This window comes from Pseudomonas orientalis (assembly GCF_001439815.1).
GTDB lineage: Bacteria > Pseudomonadota > Gammaproteobacteria > Pseudomonadales > Pseudomonadaceae > Aquipseudomonas > Aquipseudomonas orientalis.
On sequence record NZ_JYLM01000001.1, the window covers coordinates 525,781 to 546,016 of the forward strand.

18 protein-coding genes, 4 tRNA genes and 1 riboswitch are annotated in these 20,236 nt (G+C 61.5%); of the genes, 15 read left to right on the plus strand and 7 right to left on the minus strand.

The features are described 5' to 3' along the window. Nucleotides 1–163: 163 nt before the first annotated feature. The 4 genes from TU82_RS02290 to TU82_RS02305 all read right to left on the minus strand — a co-directional run bounded on the left by TU82_RS02290 (nucleotide 164) and on the right by TU82_RS02305 (nucleotide 4,296). On the minus strand, nucleotides 164–928 hold the full coding sequence (locus TU82_RS02290; protein ID WP_057721514.1) for an ABC transporter ATP-binding protein: 765 nt from the start codon (nucleotides 926–928) through the stop codon (nucleotides 164–166). Next, nucleotides 925–1,929, minus strand: coding sequence for a FecCD family ABC transporter permease (locus tag TU82_RS02295; RefSeq protein ID WP_057721515.1), 1,005 nt, complete (start codon nucleotides 1,927–1,929; stop codon nucleotides 925–927). Before TU82_RS02295 ends, TU82_RS02290 begins: the two co-directional genes overlap by 4 nt. Then, nucleotides 1,926–2,936 carry an ABC transporter substrate-binding protein gene (locus TU82_RS02300; RefSeq protein WP_057721516.1) on the minus strand — a complete coding sequence of 337 codons (1,011 nt, stop codon included), beginning with the start codon at nucleotides 2,934–2,936 and terminating at the stop codon, nucleotides 1,926–1,928. The genes TU82_RS02295 and TU82_RS02300 overlap by 4 nt, the downstream gene beginning before the upstream one ends. A 115-nt stretch (nucleotides 2,937–3,051) precedes the next feature. Then, nucleotides 3,052–3,245, minus strand: a riboswitch (cobalamin riboswitch). A gap of 121 nt (nucleotides 3,246–3,366) precedes the next feature. Continuing rightward, on the minus strand, nucleotides 3,367–4,296 hold the full coding sequence (locus TU82_RS02305) for a DNA/RNA non-specific endonuclease (RefSeq protein ID WP_057721517.1): 930 nt from the start codon (nucleotides 4,294–4,296) through the stop codon (nucleotides 3,367–3,369). A gap of 135 nt (nucleotides 4,297–4,431) precedes the next feature. Between TU82_RS02305 and TU82_RS02310 the strand changes: the two genes are divergently transcribed. Next, nucleotides 4,432–5,493, plus strand: coding sequence for a M4 family metallopeptidase (locus TU82_RS02310; RefSeq protein WP_057721518.1), 1,062 nt, complete (start codon nucleotides 4,432–4,434; stop codon nucleotides 5,491–5,493). A 28-nt stretch (nucleotides 5,494–5,521) separates the two neighbouring features. Next, nucleotides 5,522–5,821: a protealysin inhibitor emfourin gene (locus TU82_RS02315; protein WP_057721519.1), complete on the plus strand. Its 300-nt coding sequence runs from the start codon at nucleotides 5,522–5,524 to the stop codon at nucleotides 5,819–5,821. Nucleotides 5,822–5,981: 160 nt separating this feature from the next. Here TU82_RS02315 and TU82_RS02320 read toward each other — a convergent pair whose 3' ends face one another. Beyond that, nucleotides 5,982–7,373 (minus strand): aldehyde dehydrogenase family protein, encoded by a 1,392-nt coding sequence (locus TU82_RS02320; RefSeq protein ID WP_057721520.1) that lies wholly within the window; start codon nucleotides 7,371–7,373, stop codon nucleotides 5,982–5,984. A gap of 104 nt (nucleotides 7,374–7,477) precedes the next feature. Here TU82_RS02320 and ptrR point away from each other — a divergent pair, with 104 nt between their 5' ends. Further along, nucleotides 7,478–8,350 (plus strand): putrescine utilization regulator PtrR, encoded by an 873-nt coding sequence (gene ptrR, locus TU82_RS02325; RefSeq protein ID WP_057721898.1) that lies wholly within the window; start codon nucleotides 7,478–7,480, stop codon nucleotides 8,348–8,350. Between the two features lie 166 nt (nucleotides 8,351–8,516). Here ptrR and TU82_RS02330 read toward each other — a convergent pair whose 3' ends face one another. Both TU82_RS02330 and TU82_RS02335 read right to left on the minus strand, forming a co-directional pair. Then, the gene (locus TU82_RS02330) at nucleotides 8,517–8,726 is read right to left on the minus strand and encodes a hypothetical protein (protein WP_057721521.1); all 210 of its coding nucleotides are present in this window, start codon (nucleotides 8,724–8,726) and stop codon (nucleotides 8,517–8,519) included. Nucleotides 8,727–8,826: 100 nt separating this feature from the next. After that, on the minus strand, nucleotides 8,827–10,023 hold the full coding sequence (locus TU82_RS02335; RefSeq protein ID WP_057721522.1) for an amino acid aminotransferase: 1,197 nt from the start codon (nucleotides 10,021–10,023) through the stop codon (nucleotides 8,827–8,829). 342 nt (nucleotides 10,024–10,365) lie between these two features. Here TU82_RS02335 and uvrB point away from each other — a divergent pair, with 342 nt between their 5' ends. The 12 genes from uvrB to TU82_RS02395 all read left to right on the plus strand — a co-directional run bounded on the left by uvrB (nucleotide 10,366) and on the right by TU82_RS02395 (nucleotide 20,180). Further along, nucleotides 10,366–12,381 (plus strand): excinuclease ABC subunit UvrB, encoded by a 2,016-nt coding sequence (gene uvrB / locus TU82_RS02340; protein WP_057721523.1) that lies wholly within the window; start codon nucleotides 10,366–10,368, stop codon nucleotides 12,379–12,381. A gap of 206 nt (nucleotides 12,382–12,587) precedes the next feature. After that, nucleotides 12,588–14,069: a glutamate--tRNA ligase gene (gene gltX, locus TU82_RS02345; RefSeq protein WP_046068947.1), complete on the plus strand. Its 1,482-nt coding sequence runs from the start codon at nucleotides 12,588–12,590 to the stop codon at nucleotides 14,067–14,069. A gap of 147 nt (nucleotides 14,070–14,216) precedes the next feature. Beyond that, nucleotides 14,217–14,292 (plus strand) — tRNA-Ala (locus tag TU82_RS02350). 78 nt (nucleotides 14,293–14,370) lie between these two features. Continuing rightward, nucleotides 14,371–14,446, plus strand: a tRNA-Glu gene (locus tag TU82_RS02355). Between the two features lie 49 nt (nucleotides 14,447–14,495). Beyond that, nucleotides 14,496–14,571: transfer RNA gene (locus TU82_RS02360), tRNA-Ala, on the plus strand. 79 nt (nucleotides 14,572–14,650) lie between these two features. After that, nucleotides 14,651–14,726, plus strand: a tRNA-Glu gene (locus TU82_RS02365). Between the two features lie 182 nt (nucleotides 14,727–14,908). Further along, nucleotides 14,909–15,448 (plus strand): TetR/AcrR family transcriptional regulator, encoded by a 540-nt coding sequence (locus tag TU82_RS02370; protein ID WP_057721524.1) that lies wholly within the window; start codon nucleotides 14,909–14,911, stop codon nucleotides 15,446–15,448. A gap of 15 nt (nucleotides 15,449–15,463) precedes the next feature. Further along, nucleotides 15,464–16,297 carry an alpha/beta fold hydrolase gene (locus tag TU82_RS02375; protein ID WP_057721525.1) on the plus strand — a complete coding sequence of 278 codons (834 nt, stop codon included), beginning with the start codon at nucleotides 15,464–15,466 and terminating at the stop codon, nucleotides 16,295–16,297. A 39-nt stretch (nucleotides 16,298–16,336) separates the two neighbouring features. Beyond that, entirely contained in the window at nucleotides 16,337–16,771 is a 435-nt protein-coding gene (locus TU82_RS02380) for an acyl-CoA thioesterase (protein ID WP_057721526.1), read from the plus strand. A gap of 55 nt (nucleotides 16,772–16,826) precedes the next feature. Beyond that, entirely contained in the window at nucleotides 16,827–17,786 is a 960-nt protein-coding gene (locus TU82_RS02385) for a tRNA dihydrouridine synthase (protein ID WP_057721527.1), read from the plus strand. Between the two features lie 383 nt (nucleotides 17,787–18,169). Then, nucleotides 18,170–19,141 carry a hypothetical protein gene (locus TU82_RS02390; RefSeq protein ID WP_057721528.1) on the plus strand — a complete coding sequence of 324 codons (972 nt, stop codon included), beginning with the start codon at nucleotides 18,170–18,172 and terminating at the stop codon, nucleotides 19,139–19,141. Nucleotides 19,142–19,229: 88 nt separating this feature from the next. Continuing rightward, a complete protein-coding gene (locus TU82_RS02395; protein ID WP_231982764.1) occupies nucleotides 19,230–20,180 on the plus strand; it encodes a hypothetical protein in 951 nt (316 codons plus the stop codon). Nucleotides 20,181–20,236: the final 56 nt, after the last annotated feature.

Below are 20,236 nucleotides of genomic sequence, written 5' to 3' on the forward strand. Positions count from 1 at the left end.
ACAGACGACACCCATGTACCGGCCTCTGGTGATCAAAGGTGGGAGGGGGCTTGCCCCCGATAGCAGTGGGTCAGTTACTGATGCTTTTGCTGACACGCCCTCATCGGGGGCAAGCCCCCTCCCACATTTTGGATCACTGCCAGCTGTGCCGCCGTCACAGGGTTCAACTGCAGCGCAGGCGCAGGATTTGCGCGCCGTCGAACGGGTCCGTCAGGTAGTGACCCTGCACCCCGAATGTCTCGTGTAACCGCTCCGGTGTCAGTACCTGCAGCGGCGTGCCCAGCGCCACCAGGCGCCCACGGTCCAGCACGGCGAGGCGATCGCAGGTCAGCGCCTGGTTCAGGTCATGCAGGGCGATCAAGGTAGTGACCGGCAAACCCTGCACACCTTTGAGAATTGTCAGTTGATGCTGGATATCCAGGTGATTGGTCGGTTCGTCCAGCAGCAGGATTTGGGGCCGTTGCGCCAATGCGCGGGCGATGTGCACGCGCTGGCGTTCGCCGCCCGAGAGGCTGCGCCAGGCGCGGTGGTTCAGGTGGGTGGCGTCCACGTCGTGCAGGGCCTGGCGCACGATGCGGTCGTCTTCAGCGGACCACGGGCTCAGTGCCGACAGCCACGGCGTGCGGCCCAGGGCCACGGCGTCGAACACGCGGATGGCGTCGTCGGTGTCGGCCTGTTGTTCCACCAAGGCCAATTGCTGCGCGATGGCGCGGCGGGATAACTCACCCAGGCGCTTGCCGCCCAGGCGCACTTCGCCGCTGGCCGGGGCGCGCAAGCCGGCGAGCAACTTGAGCAGGGTGGATTTGCCCGAACCGTTCGGCCCGACGATGCCGAGGGTTTCCCCCAACCGTACGTCCAGATCAATATCGCGCAGCAACTCGGCGTCACGTACCTTGAAGCCCAGGCCGGTGCAACTGAGTACCGTCATCGCGCATTCCTCCGGCCGATCAGGATCAGCGCAAACACCGGCGCACCCACCAGTGCCGTGACCACGCCTACCGGAATCACCTGGCCCTTGATCAAGGTACGCGACAGCACATCCGCCGCAATCAGGAACAAGGCGCCGCCCAGGGCGCTGGCCGGCAACAGGCGCGAGTGTCCGGTGCCGAGCATCAAGCGCACGGCGTGGGGGATCACCAGACCGACAAACCCGATGGAGCCGACAATCGACACCATCACCGCCGTCACCACCGCCGCGCAGCCCACCAGCACAATCTGCACGCGGCGCACCGGGATGCCCAGCGAGGCCGCCGAATCAGTGCCGAAGGTAAACGCATCCAACGCACGTCGGTGCCACAGGCACACCACCAGCCCCGCAATCGCCACCGGCACCGCCAGCCACACCGACGGCCAGCGCACGCCGCTGAGGTTGCCCAACAGCCAGAACATGATGCCGCGGGCCTGTTCGGAACTGGCGGATTTGGTGATCAGGAACGCGGTGAGCGCATTGAACAACTGCGAACCGGCAATGCCGGCGAGGATGATCTGGCCGGTGCCGCTGGACGAACCGCTGGCCCGCGCCAGCAGGATCACCAGTGCGAACGCGGCCATGGCGCCGACAAAAGCGCCGGCCGACAACGAAATCAGACCGCCGCCCACCCCGAGCAAAGCAATCAGCACCGCACCGGTCGAGGCGCCGGCGCTGATGCCCAGCAAATACGGGTCGGCCAACGGGTTGCGCAGCAACGATTGCAGGATCACCCCACAGGTCGCCAGGCCCGCGCCACAGGCACCGGCGACCAGGGCGCGGGTGAGGCGGTAGTTCCACACCACGCCTTCATCGATGGGGTCGAGCACATAGCCGGCCGCCCACAGTTTATTGGCAAGCACTTGGAGCACTACCTGCGGCGAGATAGCGGTTTCGCCGATGGCCACGCCGGCAAGCAGGACGATCAGCAGCAGCGTGAGGGCGAGCAGGGTCCGTATCATTGCGGCAGGTCATAGCCGTCGATGGCGGCCGCCAGTTGTTCCAGGCCGTCGAAGGTGCGCAGGCTGGCCTGCAGCGCCAGGGCGTCGAGGATGATGATACGGTTGTGCTTCACCGCGTCCATGTTGCGCGTCACCGGGTCGCTGCGCAGGAAGGCCAGCTTCTTTTCATGGTCGTCGGCGGGGTAGCGGCGGCGGTCCATGCGCGCGATCACCAGGAAGGTAGGGTTGGCCTTGGCGATGGTCTCCCAGCCGACGGCGGGCCACTCTTCATCGGACTGCACCACGTTGCGCAGGCCGAGGGTTTGCAGCATGAATTGCGGTACACCTTTGTGGCCGGCCACGTAAGGGTCGCTGGCCATTTCGGCGCTGGAGAACCACACCAGCGCGCTGGCCTGCTTCAAGCCTTTGCCCTGCGCGGTGGCGATCGACCTTGCCAGGCGCGCCTTGAGGTCATCGGTCAGTTGCTGGCCGCGCGCTTGCACGTCGAAGATCTCGGCCAGTTGGCTCAGGCCCTTGTAGATCGTCTCGATGCGAAACGGCTCCAGCCGCGTGCCGTCGGCGCCTACCAGGTTGTCCTTGCCTTCGCAGTCGGAGGGCAGCAGGTAGGTGGGGATATTCAGTTCGTGAAACTGCTCGCGGGTGCCCACCACGCCTTGGGGGCCGACCACCCATTCCAGCTCGGCGGCCACCAGTTGCGGGCGCTTGGCGATCACCGCCTCGAAGCTCGGCTCGTTATTGGCCAGGCGTTCGATGCTGGCGTTCTGTGCCTTGTACTGCGCCAGTACATCGTTGAACCACAGCGACGTGCCGACCACTTTATCGCCCACGCCCAGCGCATACAGCATCTCGGTGGCGGCCTGGCCGATGGTCACGCTGCGTGCTGGCGCTTGCGCAAAGGTGAGGTGGCTGCCGCAGTTTTCCAGGGTCAGCGGGTAGTGGGTCGGCGCGGCTTGGGCCAGGGCGCAGACACCCAGGCCGATGATCAGGGCCGTAACGCGTGGCAGCATGGGGCAATCTCCGTTTGAACCGTCGGTGAAGCAGGGCAGGGACGGTTCGGAAATACACCCGCGCGCGCCGCCGGTCGGGCAGCGCAAGGATGGCCTTCCCGGACACCCCGCCGGTTAGTGAGTCACTTGGCCGGCAGGTCTCCTGACTGATGCGTCGTCGCCAGGCTCCGGCCTTCCCGGACAACGTCCAGTGGCAATGGGGAGCAGGCTCGGCACCTACAGTTGCGGGGGCAGTTTCGATTGACGTCGCGGGCGGCGTTTCGAATTCCCTATTAGTCCCGTGGGGGAACCGGCGGCGCTATGGTAGTCGATCACGGCCTGTAGGAGCGAGCTTGCTCGCGAAGCACTTTAGAGCACCGCGGCGTATCAGGTTGCCCGCGTTATCGTTGACGTCTTTCGCGAGCAAGCTCGCTTCTACAGTGGGCCGTGGTCAGAGTCGGATATCCTGCGGCCCCTGGATCAGCGCTTCGATCCGCGTCCCCGTGGCGCGCTCCTCGTTGCTGAAGCCGTCGTAGTCGGCCAGGTTGCCGAAGCGGATGCCGGTCAATTGTTCGATCTGCAACACACTGCGCCGGTAGGTTTTGAGCGGGCCGAAGACCAGGTCCAGTTGGCCCAGTTCGCTGCGCTGGTCGATCATGTAGGCGCTGGCGGAAGGTTTGCCGTCGTCACTGAGGTAGGCCACGACTTTCCAGAACGCCTGGGGGATTTTCACGCCACGGTACAGGCGGTCGTCGTCGGCGAACACCGGGCCGGTGAATACGCTGGCGCGGGCTTTCCAGCGCTGGGTGTTGTCGAGAATGTAGTCCTCCAGTTCCAGCCAGGTCTTCTGGTTGAAGCCGCTCATCTGCGGTGAGCAGTTGGTAAAGTGGAAGGTGTCGAGGTTGGCGGTGTTCGCCTCGTCGCCCCAGTTGGGGTCCTGGCGCCGCACCAGATGGCCACGGTCCAGGCCATTGCCGGCGTAGAGGTCTTCGCCCACTTGGGCGTCGAGGGGCAGGCGGCCGTCGTAGGCCCAGGTGTCGTTGCTGCGCACGATATCCACGTGCTTGTCGCCGTCGATGTTGACGCCGACATACAGCGCCAGTCGTCGGGCGCGCGACATGCTGATGGAAAAGTGCGTGTAGTCCAGGCGCCCGGGCTGGGCATCACCTGCCACGGCCGAGTCAAGGGTGGGCCAGTGCACCGCGAAGCTGCCGAGAAAGTCCTCGGCGAAGCCGCGCCGGTTCTGCAGGTCCTTGGCTGCGGTGACACGCGGCGTCGCGGCCCTGGCCTCCAGCAAGGATGGGCTGGGCGTGATCAATGGACGAAGGTCGGCAAGCCTTGGGCGATAGGACAGGTCGATTTTGACGTGGCGTGCGGGCATGGGGTATTCCTTATGGGGCCTCGGATAAACACGACTGCAACATGATTTCATGACAATTTGGCCCAGGCGGCAAACCCGCGTCTATCCTGAAGTCGTCAACCGGCCGTTCACCACACGCCAAAAAGGAGCCAGCTTATGTGTGTTCGCCAACCGCGAAATCCGATTTTCTGCCTGATCCCGCCGTACATGCTCGACCAGATCGCGCGCCACGGTGACAAAGCCCAACGCGAGGTCGCGTTGCGCACGCGCGCCAAGGACAGCACGTTCCGCTCGTTGCGCATGGTCGCCGTGCCCGCCAAAGGCCCGGCGCGCATGGCGCTGGCGGCGGGCGCCGAGAAACAGCGCTCGATCTACAGCGCCGACAACACCGACAGCCTGCCCGGCAAGCTGATCCGCGGCGAAGGGCAGCCCGCCAGCGGTGATGCCGCGGTGGACGAGGCCTACGACGGCCTGGGCGCGACCTTCGACTTTTTCGACCAGGTGTTCGACCGCAATTCCATCGACGATGCCGGCATGGTGCTGGATGCCACCGTGCACTTCGGCCAGGACTACAACAATGCGTTCTGGAATTCGACCCAGATGGTCTTTGGTGATGGCGACCAGCAGCTGTTCAACCGCTTTACCGTGGCCCTCGACGTGATTGGCCATGAATTGGCCCACGGAGTCACCGAGGATGAAGCCAAATTGATGTACTTCAATCAATCCGGTGCGCTGAACGAATCGCTGTCGGATGTGTTCGGGTCGCTGATCAAGCAGTACGCGTTGAAACAAAAGGCCGAGGACGCCGATTGGCTGATCGGCAAAGGGTTGTTTACCAAAAAGATCAAGGGCACCGCCCTGCGCTCGATGAAGGCCCCCGGCACGGCGTTTGACGATAAATTGCTGGGCAAGGACCCGCAGCCGGGGCATATGGATGATTTTGTGCAAACCTATGACGACAACGGTGGCGTGCACATTAATTCCGGCATTCCCAACCATGCGTTCTATCAGGTCGCCACCCGTATCGGCGGTTTTGCCTGGGAGCGTGCCGGGCGCATCTGGTACGACGCGCTGCGTGACGCGCGGTTGCGGCCGAACTCGGGGTTTCTGCGTTTTGCACGTATCACTTACGATGTTGCCGGGCGTCTGTACGGCGCGAACAAGGATGAGCAGAAGGCCGTCAAGGAAGGTTGGAAAGCGGTGGGTATCAACGTCTGACACGCCGCCTGGGCGGTGAGGAACAGCCATGCGAATCTCGATCAAGGAAAACGGCGGCCCGGCGTATTTTCCGGGCTTGGCCACACCCCGCAGTGTCGAGCTCGATGCACTGCCCGAGCAGGACCAGCAGGAGTTGCGGCAACTGATCGAGCAGTCGAAGTTTTTCCAGTTGCCGCAAAGTACTCGACCCTCCGGCAATCCGGGGCAGGTGCATTACACGCTCACCGTGAAAGAGGGCGAGCGTGAACACACGGTGTGCGTATTGGCGCCGGTGAAGTCGCAGGCACTGGATGGGTTGGTGCAGTGTGTGCGGCGGCATATTCGCTGATTGCTGAAAGGCGGATACGGTCCTCAGGGTTACCTAGGTCCAAATGTGGGAGGGGGCTTGCCCCCGATTGCGGTGTGTCAGTCTCAGTATCTGTAACTGAACCACCGCCATCGGGGGCAAGCCCCCTCCCACATTTGATGTGTATTGAAGCTTGGGCTGTTTATTGACGATCGAGCCATACCGTCTGTGCATTACAGAACTCGCGTACGCCGAAGTGCGACAGCTCACGGCCGAATCCGCTTTTTTTCACGCCACCGAATGCGACGCGCGGGTCGGAGACGCTGTAGGCGTTGACGAAGATCCCACCGGTTTCCAACTGGTCGGCGATGTCCCGCGCTTTGGCCGGGTCGGTGGTGAAAATACTGGCGGTCAGGCCGAATTCGCTGTCGTTGGCCAGCGCCACCGCATGCTCGGCGTCGCGGGCGGTGATGATGGACGCGACGGGACCGAACAGTTCCTGTTTGAACGAGGTCATCTGGTCGGTGACGTCAGCCAGTACGGTGGGCTCGTAATAGTTGCCTGCGCCAGCCACCTTGTTGCCGCCCAGCAGCAGAGTCGCGCCTTCTTCGAGGGTGGCCTGGACCTGGCCATGCAGCTCATCGCGCAAGTCAAAGCGCGCCATGGGCCCGATGTAGGTGGCAGGCGAGGTCGGGTCGCCCACCACCAGGTTGCGGCTGGCTTCGACGAACCTGGCGGTAAAGGCTTCAACCACGCCTTGCTCGATGATCAGGCGCTTGGCGGCGGCGCAAACCTGGCCGCTGTTCTGGAAGCGGCCGATCAGCGCGGCCTGTACGGCGGCGTCGAGGTCAGCGTCGTTGAGCACGATGAATGGGTCGGAGCCGCCCAGTTCCAGCACGCATTTCTTCAGTGCTGCACCGGCCTGGGAACCGATGGCGATACCGGCACGTACGCTGCCGGTGAGGGTGACGGCGGCGATGCGCGGGTCGGCGATGGCGCTGGACACACCCTCGGTGGTGACGTTGATGACTTCGAACAGGCCTTCAGCGAAGCCGGCTTTCTGGAACGCCTGCTGGATCAGGTAGGCGCTGCCCATCACGTTCGGCGCATGTTTAAGCACGTAGGTGTTGCCGGCGAGCATCGTTGGTACGGCGCCGCGCAGCACTTGCCATACCGGGAAGTTCCACGGCATTACCGCAAGGATCGGACCCAGCGGGCGGTATTCGATCCGGGCGCTGCCGTTGTCCACCAGGGTCGGCTCCGGCGCGAGCATGGCGGGACCGTGCTGGGCATACCACTCGCTGAGCTGGGCGCATTTCTCGATTTCGGCGCGGGCCTGGGCGATGGGTTTGCCCATTTCCAGGGTAATCATTTGGGCCATCGCTTCGGCCTGGTCACGCAGGGCATTGGCCAGGGCCACCAGCAATTGCGCGCGCTGGTCGACCGGTTGGCGGCGCCAGGTGCGGAAGGCTGCGGTGGAACGGCTGAGCGCGGCATCCAGCTGCGATTGGCTTTCATACGCGTAGCTGCCAATGGTTTCGCCATTGGCCGGGTTGATCGACAAGGCGTGGGTCTGATGAGCAATAGCGTTCATGGCACCGTCCTGCTGGGGTGATGGGATGGAGGCCAGCGTACGGTGCTGGATCTTTTCTGGAAACTGAATAATATTAAGCAATACATTCACGAATGGAGAATGAATTGGATCTGGTTCAGTTGGAAATCTTCAAGGCTGTTGCCGAACAAGGCAGCATCAGCGCCGCCGCGCAATTGATTCACCGGGTGCCGTCGAACCTGACCACCCGGATCAAACAACTCGAGCAGGATCTGGGCGTGGAGTTGTTTATCCGCGAGAAAAGCCGCTTGCGCCTGTCACCGGCCGGGTGGAATTTCCTTGGCTATGCGCGGCGTATCCTCGATCTGGTCCAGGAAGCCCGCGCCACGGTGGCGGGGGAGGAGCCCCAGGGCGCCTTTGCCCTCGGCTCGCTGGAAAGTACCGCGGCGGTGCGAATTCCTGCGTTGCTGGCGGCGTATAACCAGCAGTACACCAAGGTCGAGCTGGACCTGAGCACGGGACCGTCGGGCACGATGATCGAAGGCGTGCTGTCCGGGCGGTTGACGGCGGCCTTTGTCGATGGCCCGGTGCTGCACTCCACCCTGGAAGGCGTGGCAGTGTTTGAAGAGGAGATGGTGGTGATCGCGCCGCTGCACCACGGGCCGATCACGCGCGGGCAGGATGTGTCTGGCGAGAATATCTATACCTTTCGCTCCAACTGCTCGTATCGGCATCATTTCGAGCGCTGGTTTTCACAGGACGGTGCGGTGCCGGGCAGGATCTTCGAAATCGAGTCCTACCACGGCATGCTGGCGTGCGTCAGCGCCGGGGCAGGGCTGGCCTTGATGCCACGCAGTATGCTGGAAAGCATGCCGGGGGCTGCGGCGGTAAGCGTTTGGCCGTTGAGCGATACGTTTCGGATTCTGCATACCTGGCTGATCTGGCGCCGAGGCACGGTGTCGCAGAGTCTGAACAGCTTCGTAAAACTGCTGGAGGAGCGCGGGCTTGCAGCAGCCTGAATCGAATGTGGGAGGGGACTTGCCCTAATCTTGTAGGAGCGAGCTTGCTCGCGAAAATCGTCAACGATAACGCCGTGTTCCTGGTAGCCCGCGGTGTCTTTGAGTTCTTCGCGAGCAAGCTCGCTCCTACGGTATCGGGGGCAAGCCCCCTCCCACATTTCGCTCATCAGCCACCAAATTGCAGGGTGCCCATGGCCAATTTTGCCATCAGCGCGGTCGCGCCCAATTGCACCAGCCACAACGCCAGGCCACCGAGGAACACCCCCAGCGCCACTTGCAGCACCAGGCTTTTCTGGCGCTTGGCTTGCGGCGCGCGTGGAGCATAGTCGTGCAGTTCGTCGCGGTCGGCGCGCAGGTCCAGGTCGTCGTCTCTCATAGGGCTCTCACAGCAAAGGGGCAGTCGGTGTGCAGTCTAGTGGGTTCGCCAACAAAAAGGGGGAAGCCCTCGGCTTCCCCCTCGTTCAACGCTGGCAGGTTTACAGCACCTGAACGATTGCCTGTGTGACCGCGGCAATGTTCGACTGGTTCAGCGCCGCCACACAGATACGGCCGGTGTCCAGTGCATAGATGCCAAATTCGCTGCGCAGGCGGGTCACTTGCTCAACCGTCAACCCGGAGTAGGAGAACATTCCACGCTGGCGACCGACAAAGCTGAAATCGTGGCCGGGAGCAGCCTTGGTCAGCTGCGCCACCATCTGCTCGCGCATGCCGCGGATGCGCAGGCGCATTTCGGCCAGTTCGGTTTCCCACTGGGCGCGCAGTTCAGGGTTGTTCAGTACCGCCGCAACGATCGCTGCGCCGTGGGTGGGCGGGTTGGAATAGTTGGTACGGATCACACGCTTGACCTGGGACAGGATGCGCGCGCTTTCTTCCTTGGAGTCGCCGACGATGGACAAGGCGCCCACGCGTTCGCCGTACAGGGAGAACGACTTGGAGAACGAGCTGGACACAAAGAAGGTCAGGCCCGACTGCGCGAACAGGCGCACCGCGGCGGCGTCTTCGTGGATGCCGTCGCCGAAGCCCTGGTAGGCCATATCAAGGAACGGCACCAGGTTCTTGGCCTTGATCACGTCCAGTACGTTCTGCCAGTCCGCCGGGCTCAGGTCGACGCCGGTCGGGTTGTGGCAGCAGGCGTGCAACACCACGATGGATTGTGGCGGCAGGGCGTTGAGGTCTTCGAGCAGGCCGCTACGGTTGACGTCGTGGGTGGCGGCGTCGTAGTAGCGGTAGTTCTGCACCGGGAAACCGGCGGTTTCGAACAGTGCGCGGTGGTTTTCCCAGCTTGGGTCGCTGATGGCGACGACGGCGTCGGGCAGCAACTGCTTGAGGAAGTCGGCACCGAGCTTCAGCGCGCCCGTGCCACCCACGGCCTGCACGGTGACCACACGGCCGGCTTCGAGCAGTGGCGACTGATCACCGAACAGCAGGGTTTGCACGGCCTTGTCGTAGGCCGCGATGCCGTCAATCGGCAAGTAGCCACGGGCGGCATGCTGCGCCACGCGAATGGCTTCCGCTTCGGCAACGGCACGCAAGAGCGGAATCTTCCCCTCCTCGTTGCAGTAAACGCCCACGCCAAGGTTGACCTTGGTGGTTCGAGTATCGGCGTTGAATGCTTCGTTGAGGCCCAGGATTGGATCGCGTGGTGCCATTTCGACAGCGGAGAACAGGCTCATTTTTGCGGCAGCTCTATGGGGGAGGGGAGGGACGTGTCGCGCTCCAGCCGGTTGCACTAGAGCGGTGCACAAACGGGGAGCTAGTATAGAGGCCATCACGGCTGAGGGCGACAGCGGAAATGGCTTTTCGGCCAAGTTTTTCGCTTTAATGGCCGACCGTTAGTCTTATTGCAGATTGATCCCGGACCGCAGGTAGGACGATTGCCTTGAAACCCGACACCTTCGTCACCACTACTACGGCTATCATGGTTTTTTCCTGCAACCTGCGATGATTATTCGTGGGTTGCTGAGCTATTTCGTCCCTGGCGGTGTTGAGTCTGGGGTGACCACACGAGGTACGTTATGTCGGATTTCCAGCTCGTCACCCGTTTTGAACCCGCCGGCGACCAACCGGAAGCCATTCGCCAGATGGTCGAAGGCATCGAGGCCGGCCTGGCGCATCAGACGCTGCTCGGGGTGACCGGTTCAGGCAAGACATTCAGCATCGCCAACGTGATCGCACAGATCAATCGCCCGACCCTGGTACTGGCGCCGAACAAAACCCTGGCCGCGCAGCTGTATGGCGAGTTCAAGGCGTTCTTCCCGAACAACGCGGTGGAGTATTTCGTCTCCTACTACGACTACTACCAGCCCGAAGCCTATGTGCCGTCCTCCGACACCTTCATCGAGAAAGATGCCTCGATCAACGACCATATCGAGCAGATGCGGCTGTCGGCGACCAAGGCCCTGTTGGAGCGCAAGGACGCGATCATCGTCACCACGGTGTCGTGCATCTACGGTCTGGGCAGCCCGGAAACCTATTTGAAAATGGTGCTGCACGTTGATCGGGGCGACAAGCTCGACCAGCGCGAACTGCTGCGGCGCCTGACCAGCTTGCAGTACACCCGTAACGACATGGACTTTGCCCGCGCCACCTTCCGCGTGCGCGGCGATGTGATCGATATCTACCCGGCCGAATCCGACTTGGAAGCGATCCGCATCGAGCTGTTCGACGATGAAGTCGAAAGCCTGTCGGCCTTCGACCCCTTGACCGGCGAGGTGATCCGCAAACTGCCGCGCTTCACCTTCTACCCGAAAAGCCACTATGTGACCCCGCGTGAAACCCTGATGGGCGCAATCGAGGGCATCAAGGTCGAACTGGCCGAGCGCCTGGAATACCTGCGCGCCAACAACAAGCTGGTGGAAGCCCAACGCCTGGAACAGCGTACCCGCTTCGACCTGGAGATGATTCTGGAGCTGGGCTATTGCAATGGCATCGAAAACTACTCGCGCTACCTGTCGGGTCGCGAGTCCGGTGCGCCGCCACCGACACTCTATGATTACCTGCCGCCGGACGCGTTGCTGGTGATCGACGAGTCCCACGTCAGCGTGCCGCAAGTGGGCGCGATGTATAAGGGCGACCGTTCACGCAAGGAAACCCTGGTGGAATACGGTTTCCGCCTGCCCTCGGCGCTGGATAACCGGCCGATGCGTTTCGACGAATGGGAAGCCATCAGCCCGCAGACTATCTTCGTCTCCGCCACGCCCGGCAACTACGAGGCCGAACATGCCGGCCGGGTCATTGAGCAGGTCGTGCGACCGACCGGTCTGGTGGACCCGCAGATCGAAATCCGCCCGGCGCTGACCCAGGTCGACGACCTGCTGTCGGAGATCAACAAGCGCGTGGCCCTGGAAGAGCGGGTGCTGGTCACCACCTTGACCAAACGCATGTCCGAAGACTTGACCGATTACTTGGCCGACCACGGCGTGCGCGTGCGTTATCTGCACTCGGACATCGACACCGTGGAGCGTGTGGAAATCATTCGCGATCTGCGCCTGGGCACCTTTGACGTGCTGGTGGGCATCAACCTGCTGCGCGAAGGCTTGGACATGCCCGAGGTGTCGCTGGTGGCGATCCTGGACGCGGACAAGGAGGGCTTCCTGCGCTCCGAGCGTTCGCTGATTCAGACCATCGGCCGTGCGGCGCGTAACCTCAACGGCCGGGCGATCCTGTATGCGGACCGCATCACCGGCTCCATGGAGCGGGCGATCGGCGAGACCGAACGTCGTCGCGAGAAGCAGATTGCGTTCAACCTGGAACACGGCATCACCCCCAAAGGCGTGTTCAAGGATGTGGCCGACATCATGGAAGGCGCCACCGTGCCCGGCTCGCGCAGCAAGAAGCGCAAGGGCATGGCCAAGGCCGCCGAAGAAAGCGCCAAGTACGAGAACGAACTGCGCTCGCCGAGTGAGATCACCAAGCGCATTCGGCAGTTGGAAGAGAAGATGTATCAGTTGGCGCGGGATCTGGAGTTCGAGGCGGCGGCGCAGACGCGCGATGAGATTGGCAAGTTGCGCGAGCGGTTGTTGGCTGTCTGATCTGTGGTGGCTTCACTGGCCTCATTGGGGGCAAGCCCCCTCCCACATTTGACTGTATTCACACATGCAGATGTGTGAACCCCATTCAGTGTGGGAGGAGGCTTGCCCCCGATGGCCGCGCCTCGGTCTCCCGGAATCACCCAAGCTGGTGTTACCATTCGCCCCTTGTTTCAATTTTCAGTTTCATCGCCCATTCGAGACCAGCCATGACCACCGTCCGCACGCGCATTGCGCCATCGCCTACTGGGGATCCCCACGTCGGCACTGCTTACATCGCCCTGTTCAACTACTGCTTTGCCAAGCAGCACGGCGGTGAATTCATCCTGCGGATCGAAGACACCGATCAACTGCGCTCGACCCGTGAGTCGGAACAGCAGATTTTCGATGCCCTGCGCTGGCTGGGCATCACCTGGGCGGAAGGCCCGGACGTCGGCGGCCCCCACGGCCCGTATCGCCAGAGCGAGCGCAGCGATATCTATAAGCAGTACACCCAGCAGTTGGTGGACATGGGTCATGCGTTCCCGTGCTTCTGCACCGCCGAAGAGCTGGACCAGATGCGCGCCGAGCAACAGGCCCGTGGCGAGACACCGCGCTACGATGGCCGCGCGCTGCTGCTGTCCAAGGAAGAAGTGGCCGCGCGCCTGGCCGCCGGCGAGCCCCATGTGATCCGCATGAAAGTGCCGAGCGAAGGCGTGTGCGTGGTGCCGGACATGCTGCGCGGTGATGTCGAGATTCCGTGGGACCGCATGGACATGCAGGTGCTGATGAAGACCGACGGCCTGCCGACGTACTTCCTGGCCAACGTGGTCGACGACCACCTGATGGGCATCACCCATGTGCTGCGTGGCGAAGAATGGCTGCCGTCGGCGCCCAAGCTGATCCTGCTCTACGAATATTTCGGCTGGGAACAGCCGCAGCTGTGCTACATGCCGCTGCTGCGTAACCCGGACAAGAGCAAGCTGTCCAAGCGCAAGAACCCTACGTCGGTGACCTTCTACGAGCGCATGGGCTTTATGCCTGAAGCGATGCTCAACTACCTGGGCCGCATGGGCTGGTCGATGCCGGACGAGCGCGAGAAATTCTCGCTGCAGGAAATGGTCGACAACTTCGACCTGTCCCGCGTGTCCCTGGGCGGGCCGATTTTCGATATCGAGAAACTGTCGTGGCTCAACGGCCAGTGGCTGCGTGATTTGCCGGTGGAAGAGTTCGCCAGCCGTGTGCAGCAGTGGGCGTTGAACCCTGAGTACATGATGAAGATTGCGCCATTGGTGCAGGGCAGGGTAGAGACGTTCAGCCAGGTCGCACCGTTGGCCAGTTTCTTCTTCGCCGGGGGCGTGAACCCGGATGCCAAGCTGTTTGAGTCCAAGAAACTCTCGGCTGATCAGGTTCGCCAGCTGATGCAGTTGATCCTGTGGAAGCTCGAAAGCCTGCGCCAGTGGGAGAAGGATGCGATCACCGCGACGATCCAGGCGGTGGTCGAGTCCCTGGAACTGAAATTGCGCGATGCCATGCCCTTGATGTTTGCCGCGATTACCGGGCAGGCCAGTTCGGTGTCGGTGCTCGATGCGATGGAAATCCTCGGCCCGGACCTCACGCGTTTCCGTCTGCGCCAAGCCCTTGATTTGCTTGGTGGTGTCTCGAAGAAAGAAAACAAGGAGTGGGAAAAGCTGCTGGGCGCTATCGCTTAAGCAGACCCATGTAGAGACGAAACCCCGGTTTTCCGGGGTTTCGTCGGTAAGTGATTGTTATCCCGGCAAAAAATTTTGGAAATTGTTGAAAATAAATTTGACACGTTTCGAAACCGCCATTAAGATTCGCCCCGTCCTCACCGATGAGGGGCTATAGCTCAGCTGGGAGAGCGCTTGCATGGCATGCAAGAGGTCAACGGTTCGATCCCGTTTAGCTCCACCAATTTACAGATTCGAGGTCTGGCCACACCGTCCTTGAATCGATCGGCACTCAGCGCCGATCAGCTGTACAGAAGGTTTTGTCCCCTTCGTCTAGTGGCCTAGGACACCGCCCTTTCACGGCGGTAACAGGGGTTCGAGTCCCCTAGGGGACGCCAGTTTCAACAAGCAGCTCGAAAGGTCTGCTGCGCCGCCAGGCGAAAAATCGGGGCTATAGCTCAGCTGGGAGAGCGCTTGCATGGCATGCAAGAGGTCAACGGTTCGATCCCGTTTAGCTCCACCAATCTACAGGTTCAAGGTCTGGCCACACCGTCCTTGAATCGATCGGCACTCAGCGTCGATCAGTTGTACAGAAGGTTTGTGTCCCCTTCGTCTAGTGGCCTAGGACACCGCCCTTTCACGGCGGTAACAGGGGTTCGAGTCCCCTAGGGGACGCCACGATTACCCGCTCTGCGGGATTTTTAAGGGTCATTCAATTATTGAATGGCCCTTTTGTTTGTCTGGCGTTTGGCCAATTCTCTTTCCACGTCCTTTCTTCTGTTCTGACCAATGGTCGTGTTTGTCGCTTGCGCAATATTATTATGGTAATAATATTCAACCCATGAGAGACGGAGGCTTTGATGAGCGATAAAAAAGCGCAAACACGCGAACGCATCCTGCAGGCGGCCAGCGCGGCATTGATTCAGCGCGGCCCGGCTGAGCCGAGTGTCGGTGAAGTCATGGGCGCGGCAGGGCTGACGGTGGGTGGTTTTTATGCGCACTTTGAAAGCAAGGATGCGCTGATGCTGGAGGCCTTCACTCAGCTGCTGGCCAAGCGTCGCGCGGCGATTGAAGACCTGGACGCCCAACTGACCGGTGAAGAGCGCAGGAGCCTGGTGGCGGCGTTTTACTTGTCACGCAAGCACCGCGATTCCACCGGCCAGGCATGCCCGCTGCCGGCGACCGTCGGCGAGATGGGTCGTTTGCCGGACGAATTCCGTCAGGCATTGAACGAGCATTGCGAGCTGATGACCGCTCAACTGGCGGCCAGCCCGGAAGATACCGACAAGGCCCTGGCCGACATGGCGCTGATGGTCGGTGGCCTGACGCTGGCGCGGGCCCTGGGTCCGGGCGAGCTGTCCGATCGTGTGCTGCGCGCCGCCAAGTCGGCGGTACGCTGAAGAGGGGTTCACAGCATGGGCGGCTTGACCTGGGTGCGTGGCTTCAACGGTACTGTCGGCCGACTGGCGCCGCAAACGGTGGCCAACCGGATGCGCCGCACCTTCATGACGCCCCGCGCGCTGCCGCCGCGGGCGTGGGAGCTGCCGGTGCTGGCGCAGTCGGAGCGCATCACCTTGCGTTTCGGCCTGTCGGCGCTGCGCTGGGGGCAAGGGCCGGCGGTGTTGCTGATGCACGGTTGGGAAGGCCGGCCAACGCAATTCGCCAGCCTGATCACGGCGCTGGTGGAGGGCGGCTATTCGGTGATTGCGCTGGATGGCCCGGCCCATGGGCAGTCGCCGGGGCGTGAAGCACACGTGCTGCTGTTCGCCCGTGCCATGCTTGAGGCTGCGGCTGAGCTGCCCCCGCTGCATGCGGTGGTCGGCCACTCGATGGGCGGTGCCAGCGCGATGCTGGCGGTGCAGTTGGGGCTGCGCACGCGGGCGTTGGTGAGTATTGCGGCACCGTCGCGGTTCCTCGATGCGCTGCGCGGTTTCACACGCATGATGGGTTTGCCGCCGCGCGCGTGTTTGGCGTTTATCCAGACGGTGGAACGGGCTTTCGGCATGCCGCTAAAGCACCTGGATGTCGCCCGCTACCAGATGAACCTTCCCGGCCTGATCGTGCATGCCGAAGACGATACGTTCGTCCCGGTCAAAGCCGCGCAAACTATCCACGAGGCCTGGGTGGGCAGCCGTCTGATGCGGATGGAGCAGGGCGGGCATCAGAAAGTGCTGGCCGATCCACAGGTGATCGAAGGCATACTCGCTCTGTTGGCGGCCTGTCATGTACAGGAGCGCCAGAGCGCCTGATACACTGCGCCGGCCGACATCAATCGACTGGAGCAAGGCATGGGCTGGGATCTGGCAACGCCGTTCATCATCGACCTGCAGGTCGCCGCTGAAGACATCGACGGCCTGGGGCACGCCAATAACGCGGTGTACGTGTCCTGGCTGGAGCGTTGCGCCTGGCGCCATTCCCAGCGCCTGGGGCTGGACCTCACCGAGTACCGGCGCCTGGACCGCGCCATGGCCGTGGTGCGTCATGAGATCGACTACCTGGCGGCCGGCTACGAAGGCGACGAACTGCAACTGGCCACCTGGATCGTCGATTGGGACCAGCGCCTGAAGATGACGCGCCGTTTTCAACTGGTACGCCCGCGGGACGGTGCCACCTTGCTGCGTGCGCACACCACCTTTGTTTGCATCGAGCTGTCCAGCGGCCGGCCCAAACGCATGCCCGCCGAGTTTATCGAAGGATATGGACCTGCGCTGACGGGGGGTTAACGGTTGTTGCGGGAAACCCAGTAAACTGCGCCACGATTTTTGTTGAGTGTTACCCATGCAAATTGCTTTGGCGCCCATGGAGGGGTTGGTCGACAACATCCTGCGGGACGTGTTGACCCGCGTGGGCGGTATCGACTGGTGCGTGACCGAATTCATCCGCGTCAACGACCGCTTGCTCACCCCAGCCTATTTCCACAAGCTCGCTCCGGAACTGCTGCAGGGTGCCCACACCGCAGCGGGCGTGCCGCTGCGCGTGCAATTGCTGGGGTCTGACCCGGTATGCCTGGCGGAAAACGCCGCCCTGGCCTGCGAGTTGGGCTCGCAGGTGATCGACCTCAACTTCGGCTGCCCGGCCAAGACCGTCAACAAGTCCCGTGGCGGCGCGGTGCTGCTCAAGGAGCCGGAGCTGCTCAACCGGATCGTCGAGCATGTGCGTCGCGCGGTTCCGGCCCATATCCCGGTCACCGCCAAAATGCGCCTGGGCTTCGACAGTCCGGATGGCGCATTGGTCTGCGCGACTGCGCTGGCCGAAGGCGGCGCTGCGCATATCGTGGTGCATGCCCGTACCAAGACCGATGGCTACAAGCCGCCGGCCCATTGGGAGTGGATCCCTCGGGTGCAGGAGGTGGTCAAGGTGCCGGTGTTTGCCAATGGCGACATCTGGAGCGTCGAGGACTGGAAACGTTGCCGCGAAGTCAGCGGCGCCGAAGACATCATGCTCGGCCGTGGCCTGGTGGCGCGCCCGGACCTGGCGCGGCAGATTGCGGCGGCGCGTGCAGGGCAAGAGGTGATGGAGATGACATGGGCGCAGATGCAGCCGATGCTCCAGGATTTCTGGACCCAGTCGGTGGCGCAATTGACTGAGCGCCAGGCGCCTGGCCGCTTGAAGCAGTGGCTGGCGATGCTGACGCGCAACTACCCCGAAGCGGTGGAGCTGTTTACCGCCCTGCGCCGTGAGACCGGCCTGGAGCAGGTCAGTCGCCTGCTGGAGATGCCTCATCCGGTGGCTGGCTGAGCCCAGGCAATCGAGTTCTTGCATCCGACTTCCATAAAGGCGCCACCGCAGGCGCCTTTTTTACGCGTGCGAGTTAACACAAACCATGGGCGAGTAATTACGTGGAATGTTGTCGACGAGTGACATTCCTACAGAGTATTAACGCGTGTGACCACACCGGCGTATCGAAAAAGCCATAAATCAAGGCTTGGCGGAAATTGTCCATGAGGCAAAGTCTGATAATGCGCTTTGGTTTCCTTATATGAACTGCGATTTGCGGAACTCGATAGCTCAACTTCCCACGAATGGAGGGACTGAAACAGCGCTGTTGTTTTTCAGTCAATAAAACTATCACTCTTTCTGACCCTTAATCGGTCGGTTGTATGAAATAAAGGAACGTGCGTATGTCTATGTCGATTAACACTCCGCCGCTGGTAAAAGTCGATACCTCCGCTTTGGAGCAACAAACGGTTTCGAACAATAAAGTTACTCTCAAACCGACCACTCTATCTCTAGGCACGACACCTCTTCAGACGTCACTGCGTCCCGATAATACGGCAGTTACCCCCGAGACCGCTCTGAGGCAGTTGTTCGATATGCTTGAAGGTATCTTCAGGGCCATGCGCGATATATTTTCGGGCAAGACACCGGTCAAGCCCGACTCAGGCAAATTGCCTGTTGCACCGGATACCAGCAAAGAGCTGGTTCAGCCGGATATGGGCAAGCTGCCGGTGAAACCGGATAGCAGCAAAGAGCTGGTCAAGCCGGATATGGGCAAGCTGCCGGTGAAACCGGATAGCGGCAAAGAGTTGGTCAAGCCGGATGCAGGCAAGCTGCCAGTGCTGCCGGATACCGGCAAAGAGCTTGTGAAGCCGGATGCAGGCGGGCTACGGGTGCTGCCACAACCCAATGATCCTTCGGTCAACCTGCCTGGCGGGAATAAACCGCACCCCATGCCGCTCTCCCCAACGGTGCCCAGGCCCGAGATAAGCGTAAACAACGACCCCAAGACAAACGTAAACGTGAATGTGGTGGTCGGTCATTGCCACTGCCCTGATGGAAAACTCTCGCCGGACCGCCTGCCAACGCCAAAGGTTTCCACGGATACCAAGCCCCAGCTACCTGTGCAGTTGGATACCAAACCCCAACTGCCTGTGGGGCCGGATACCAAACCTCAGCCACCCGTGCTTCCGAGCAACTTCCCAAGGCCCAATGTGCCAACGGATACCAAACCGCAGCCCCCTGTGTTGCCGGACGCCAAGCCAACACCATTGCCCGACGCTCCCACTCCGGATCTGACCAGTCCGGGCCCTGCTGACGACCGATCTTCTGGCAGGCATGGGCGCTTTAATCATCGGCTAAGTTCCAGGTTCTAAAGACAGTCATCGCGTTTCAGTCTTTTTATAAGTGCAGGCATTTTTTCGAAATTATATGTCGAAGAGATGCCTGTGCACGGAGAACTCTATGTCACTCTTTGCAATTAATAACATTGCGCGGGTCATCGATGTAAGGCAGTCATTATCGGTCGATGCACTCAGCGCAAGTAATGAGCCCACTGTTCAATCAAGTGTCAGTCATGCATCGGTCGGGGCGACGCCTGAGATAAGGTTTGGTGATATATCGCAGCGTTCGGCGGCTGTCGGCAATGAGGCGCAGGCGATCAATGCAGTTGTGGCTCTATTCGCTTCTTTTTTTACTCAGTTACTCGCGCTGGTCGCTGATAAAAAACAAAAGAATATGCCTGACGCTATTCCTTCACCTGTTGTTCCGCAGGTAACCCCCCAACCGGTATTGCCAAAACCGGATGCCGCAGCAAGCATTCCGGGTTTGTCGAACAAGCGCGGCGGCGTGAAGCCCGACAATATCTGGAGTGGCTTTCGCCAGGGCCCGGATGGCAACTGCGTGACGGTATCGGCCATCAAGGCTGCGATGCACCGATTCGGACAAAGCCCCACGGATATTTTCCAGGAAGTGGCCAAAACCAATGACGGATACCATGTCCTCATGCGCGACGGCTTTCGGCTCACATTGTCCGATCGCGAATTGGTCGAGGGCAGCCGGGGCGCCAAATTCCATGGGCCCGACAAAGGCATGCTCAAGGATGCGCAGTTCCTGTTTTCCGTCAGCGCCAAGCGTGCGCAGATGGAAAACAACGATCGGACGGCCGGTCGCAGTTATCAGGCTGCGATTCGTAGCCTGAACAACGGGGAGGACGAAACCGGTCCGGGCGAAGGCTTTCTGCGCCTTGGGTTGAGAAAACACATGAAACGAGTGCGGGTGCGTGATCTGGCCCAGGGACAATTGGGTATGGTGAACCGTACCGGGCATTCGGTGGCGGTCATCAACGGCCGCGAGGAGTTATGGGGAAAACAGGGGCGAGCCCCCACGCATGGTCAGGCCGTTGCACTGATTTGACCATGATGCACCTGGGCAGGGATAACCCAGGGTGCATTTGTTTCCACGCGGCGTTT

Coding starts and splice junctions, on each gene's coding strand:
- TU82_RS02370 (WP_057721524.1), top strand. CDS start 14,909: ATGAGCGATAAAAAAGCGCAAACACGCGAACGCATCCTGCAGGCGGCC.
- TU82_RS02310 (WP_057721518.1), top strand. CDS start 4,432: ATGTGTGTTCGCCAACCGCGAAATCCGATTTTCTGCCTGATCCCGCCG.
- TU82_RS02380 (WP_057721526.1), top strand. CDS start 16,337: ATGGGCTGGGATCTGGCAACGCCGTTCATCATCGACCTGCAGGTCGCC.
- TU82_RS02300 (WP_057721516.1), bottom strand. CDS start 2,936: ATGCTGCCACGCGTTACGGCCCTGATCATCGGCCTGGGTGTCTGCGCC.
- TU82_RS02295 (WP_057721515.1), bottom strand. CDS start 1,929: ATGATACGGACCCTGCTCGCCCTCACGCTGCTGCTGATCGTCCTGCTT.
- TU82_RS02290 (WP_057721514.1), bottom strand. CDS start 928: ATGACGGTACTCAGTTGCACCGGCCTGGGCTTCAAGGTACGTGACGCC.
- TU82_RS02335 (WP_057721522.1), bottom strand. CDS start 10,023: ATGAGCCTGTTCTCCGCTGTCGAAATGGCACCACGCGATCCAATCCTG.
- TU82_RS02315 (WP_057721519.1), top strand. CDS start 5,522: ATGCGAATCTCGATCAAGGAAAACGGCGGCCCGGCGTATTTTCCGGGC.
- TU82_RS02390 (WP_057721528.1), top strand. CDS start 18,170: ATGTCTATGTCGATTAACACTCCGCCGCTGGTAAAAGTCGATACCTCC.
- TU82_RS02305 (WP_057721517.1), bottom strand. CDS start 4,296: ATGCCCGCACGCCACGTCAAAATCGACCTGTCCTATCGCCCAAGGCTT.
- TU82_RS02385 (WP_057721527.1), top strand. CDS start 16,827: ATGCAAATTGCTTTGGCGCCCATGGAGGGGTTGGTCGACAACATCCTG.
- gltX (WP_046068947.1), top strand. CDS start 12,588: ATGACCACCGTCCGCACGCGCATTGCGCCATCGCCTACTGGGGATCCC.
- TU82_RS02395 (WP_231982764.1), top strand. CDS start 19,230: ATGTCACTCTTTGCAATTAATAACATTGCGCGGGTCATCGATGTAAGG.
- TU82_RS02375 (WP_057721525.1), top strand. CDS start 15,464: ATGGGCGGCTTGACCTGGGTGCGTGGCTTCAACGGTACTGTCGGCCGA.
- uvrB (WP_057721523.1), top strand. CDS start 10,366: ATGTCGGATTTCCAGCTCGTCACCCGTTTTGAACCCGCCGGCGACCAA.
- TU82_RS02330 (WP_057721521.1), bottom strand. CDS start 8,726: ATGAGAGACGACGACCTGGACCTGCGCGCCGACCGCGACGAACTGCAC.
- TU82_RS02320 (WP_057721520.1), bottom strand. CDS start 7,373: ATGAACGCTATTGCTCATCAGACCCACGCCTTGTCGATCAACCCGGCC.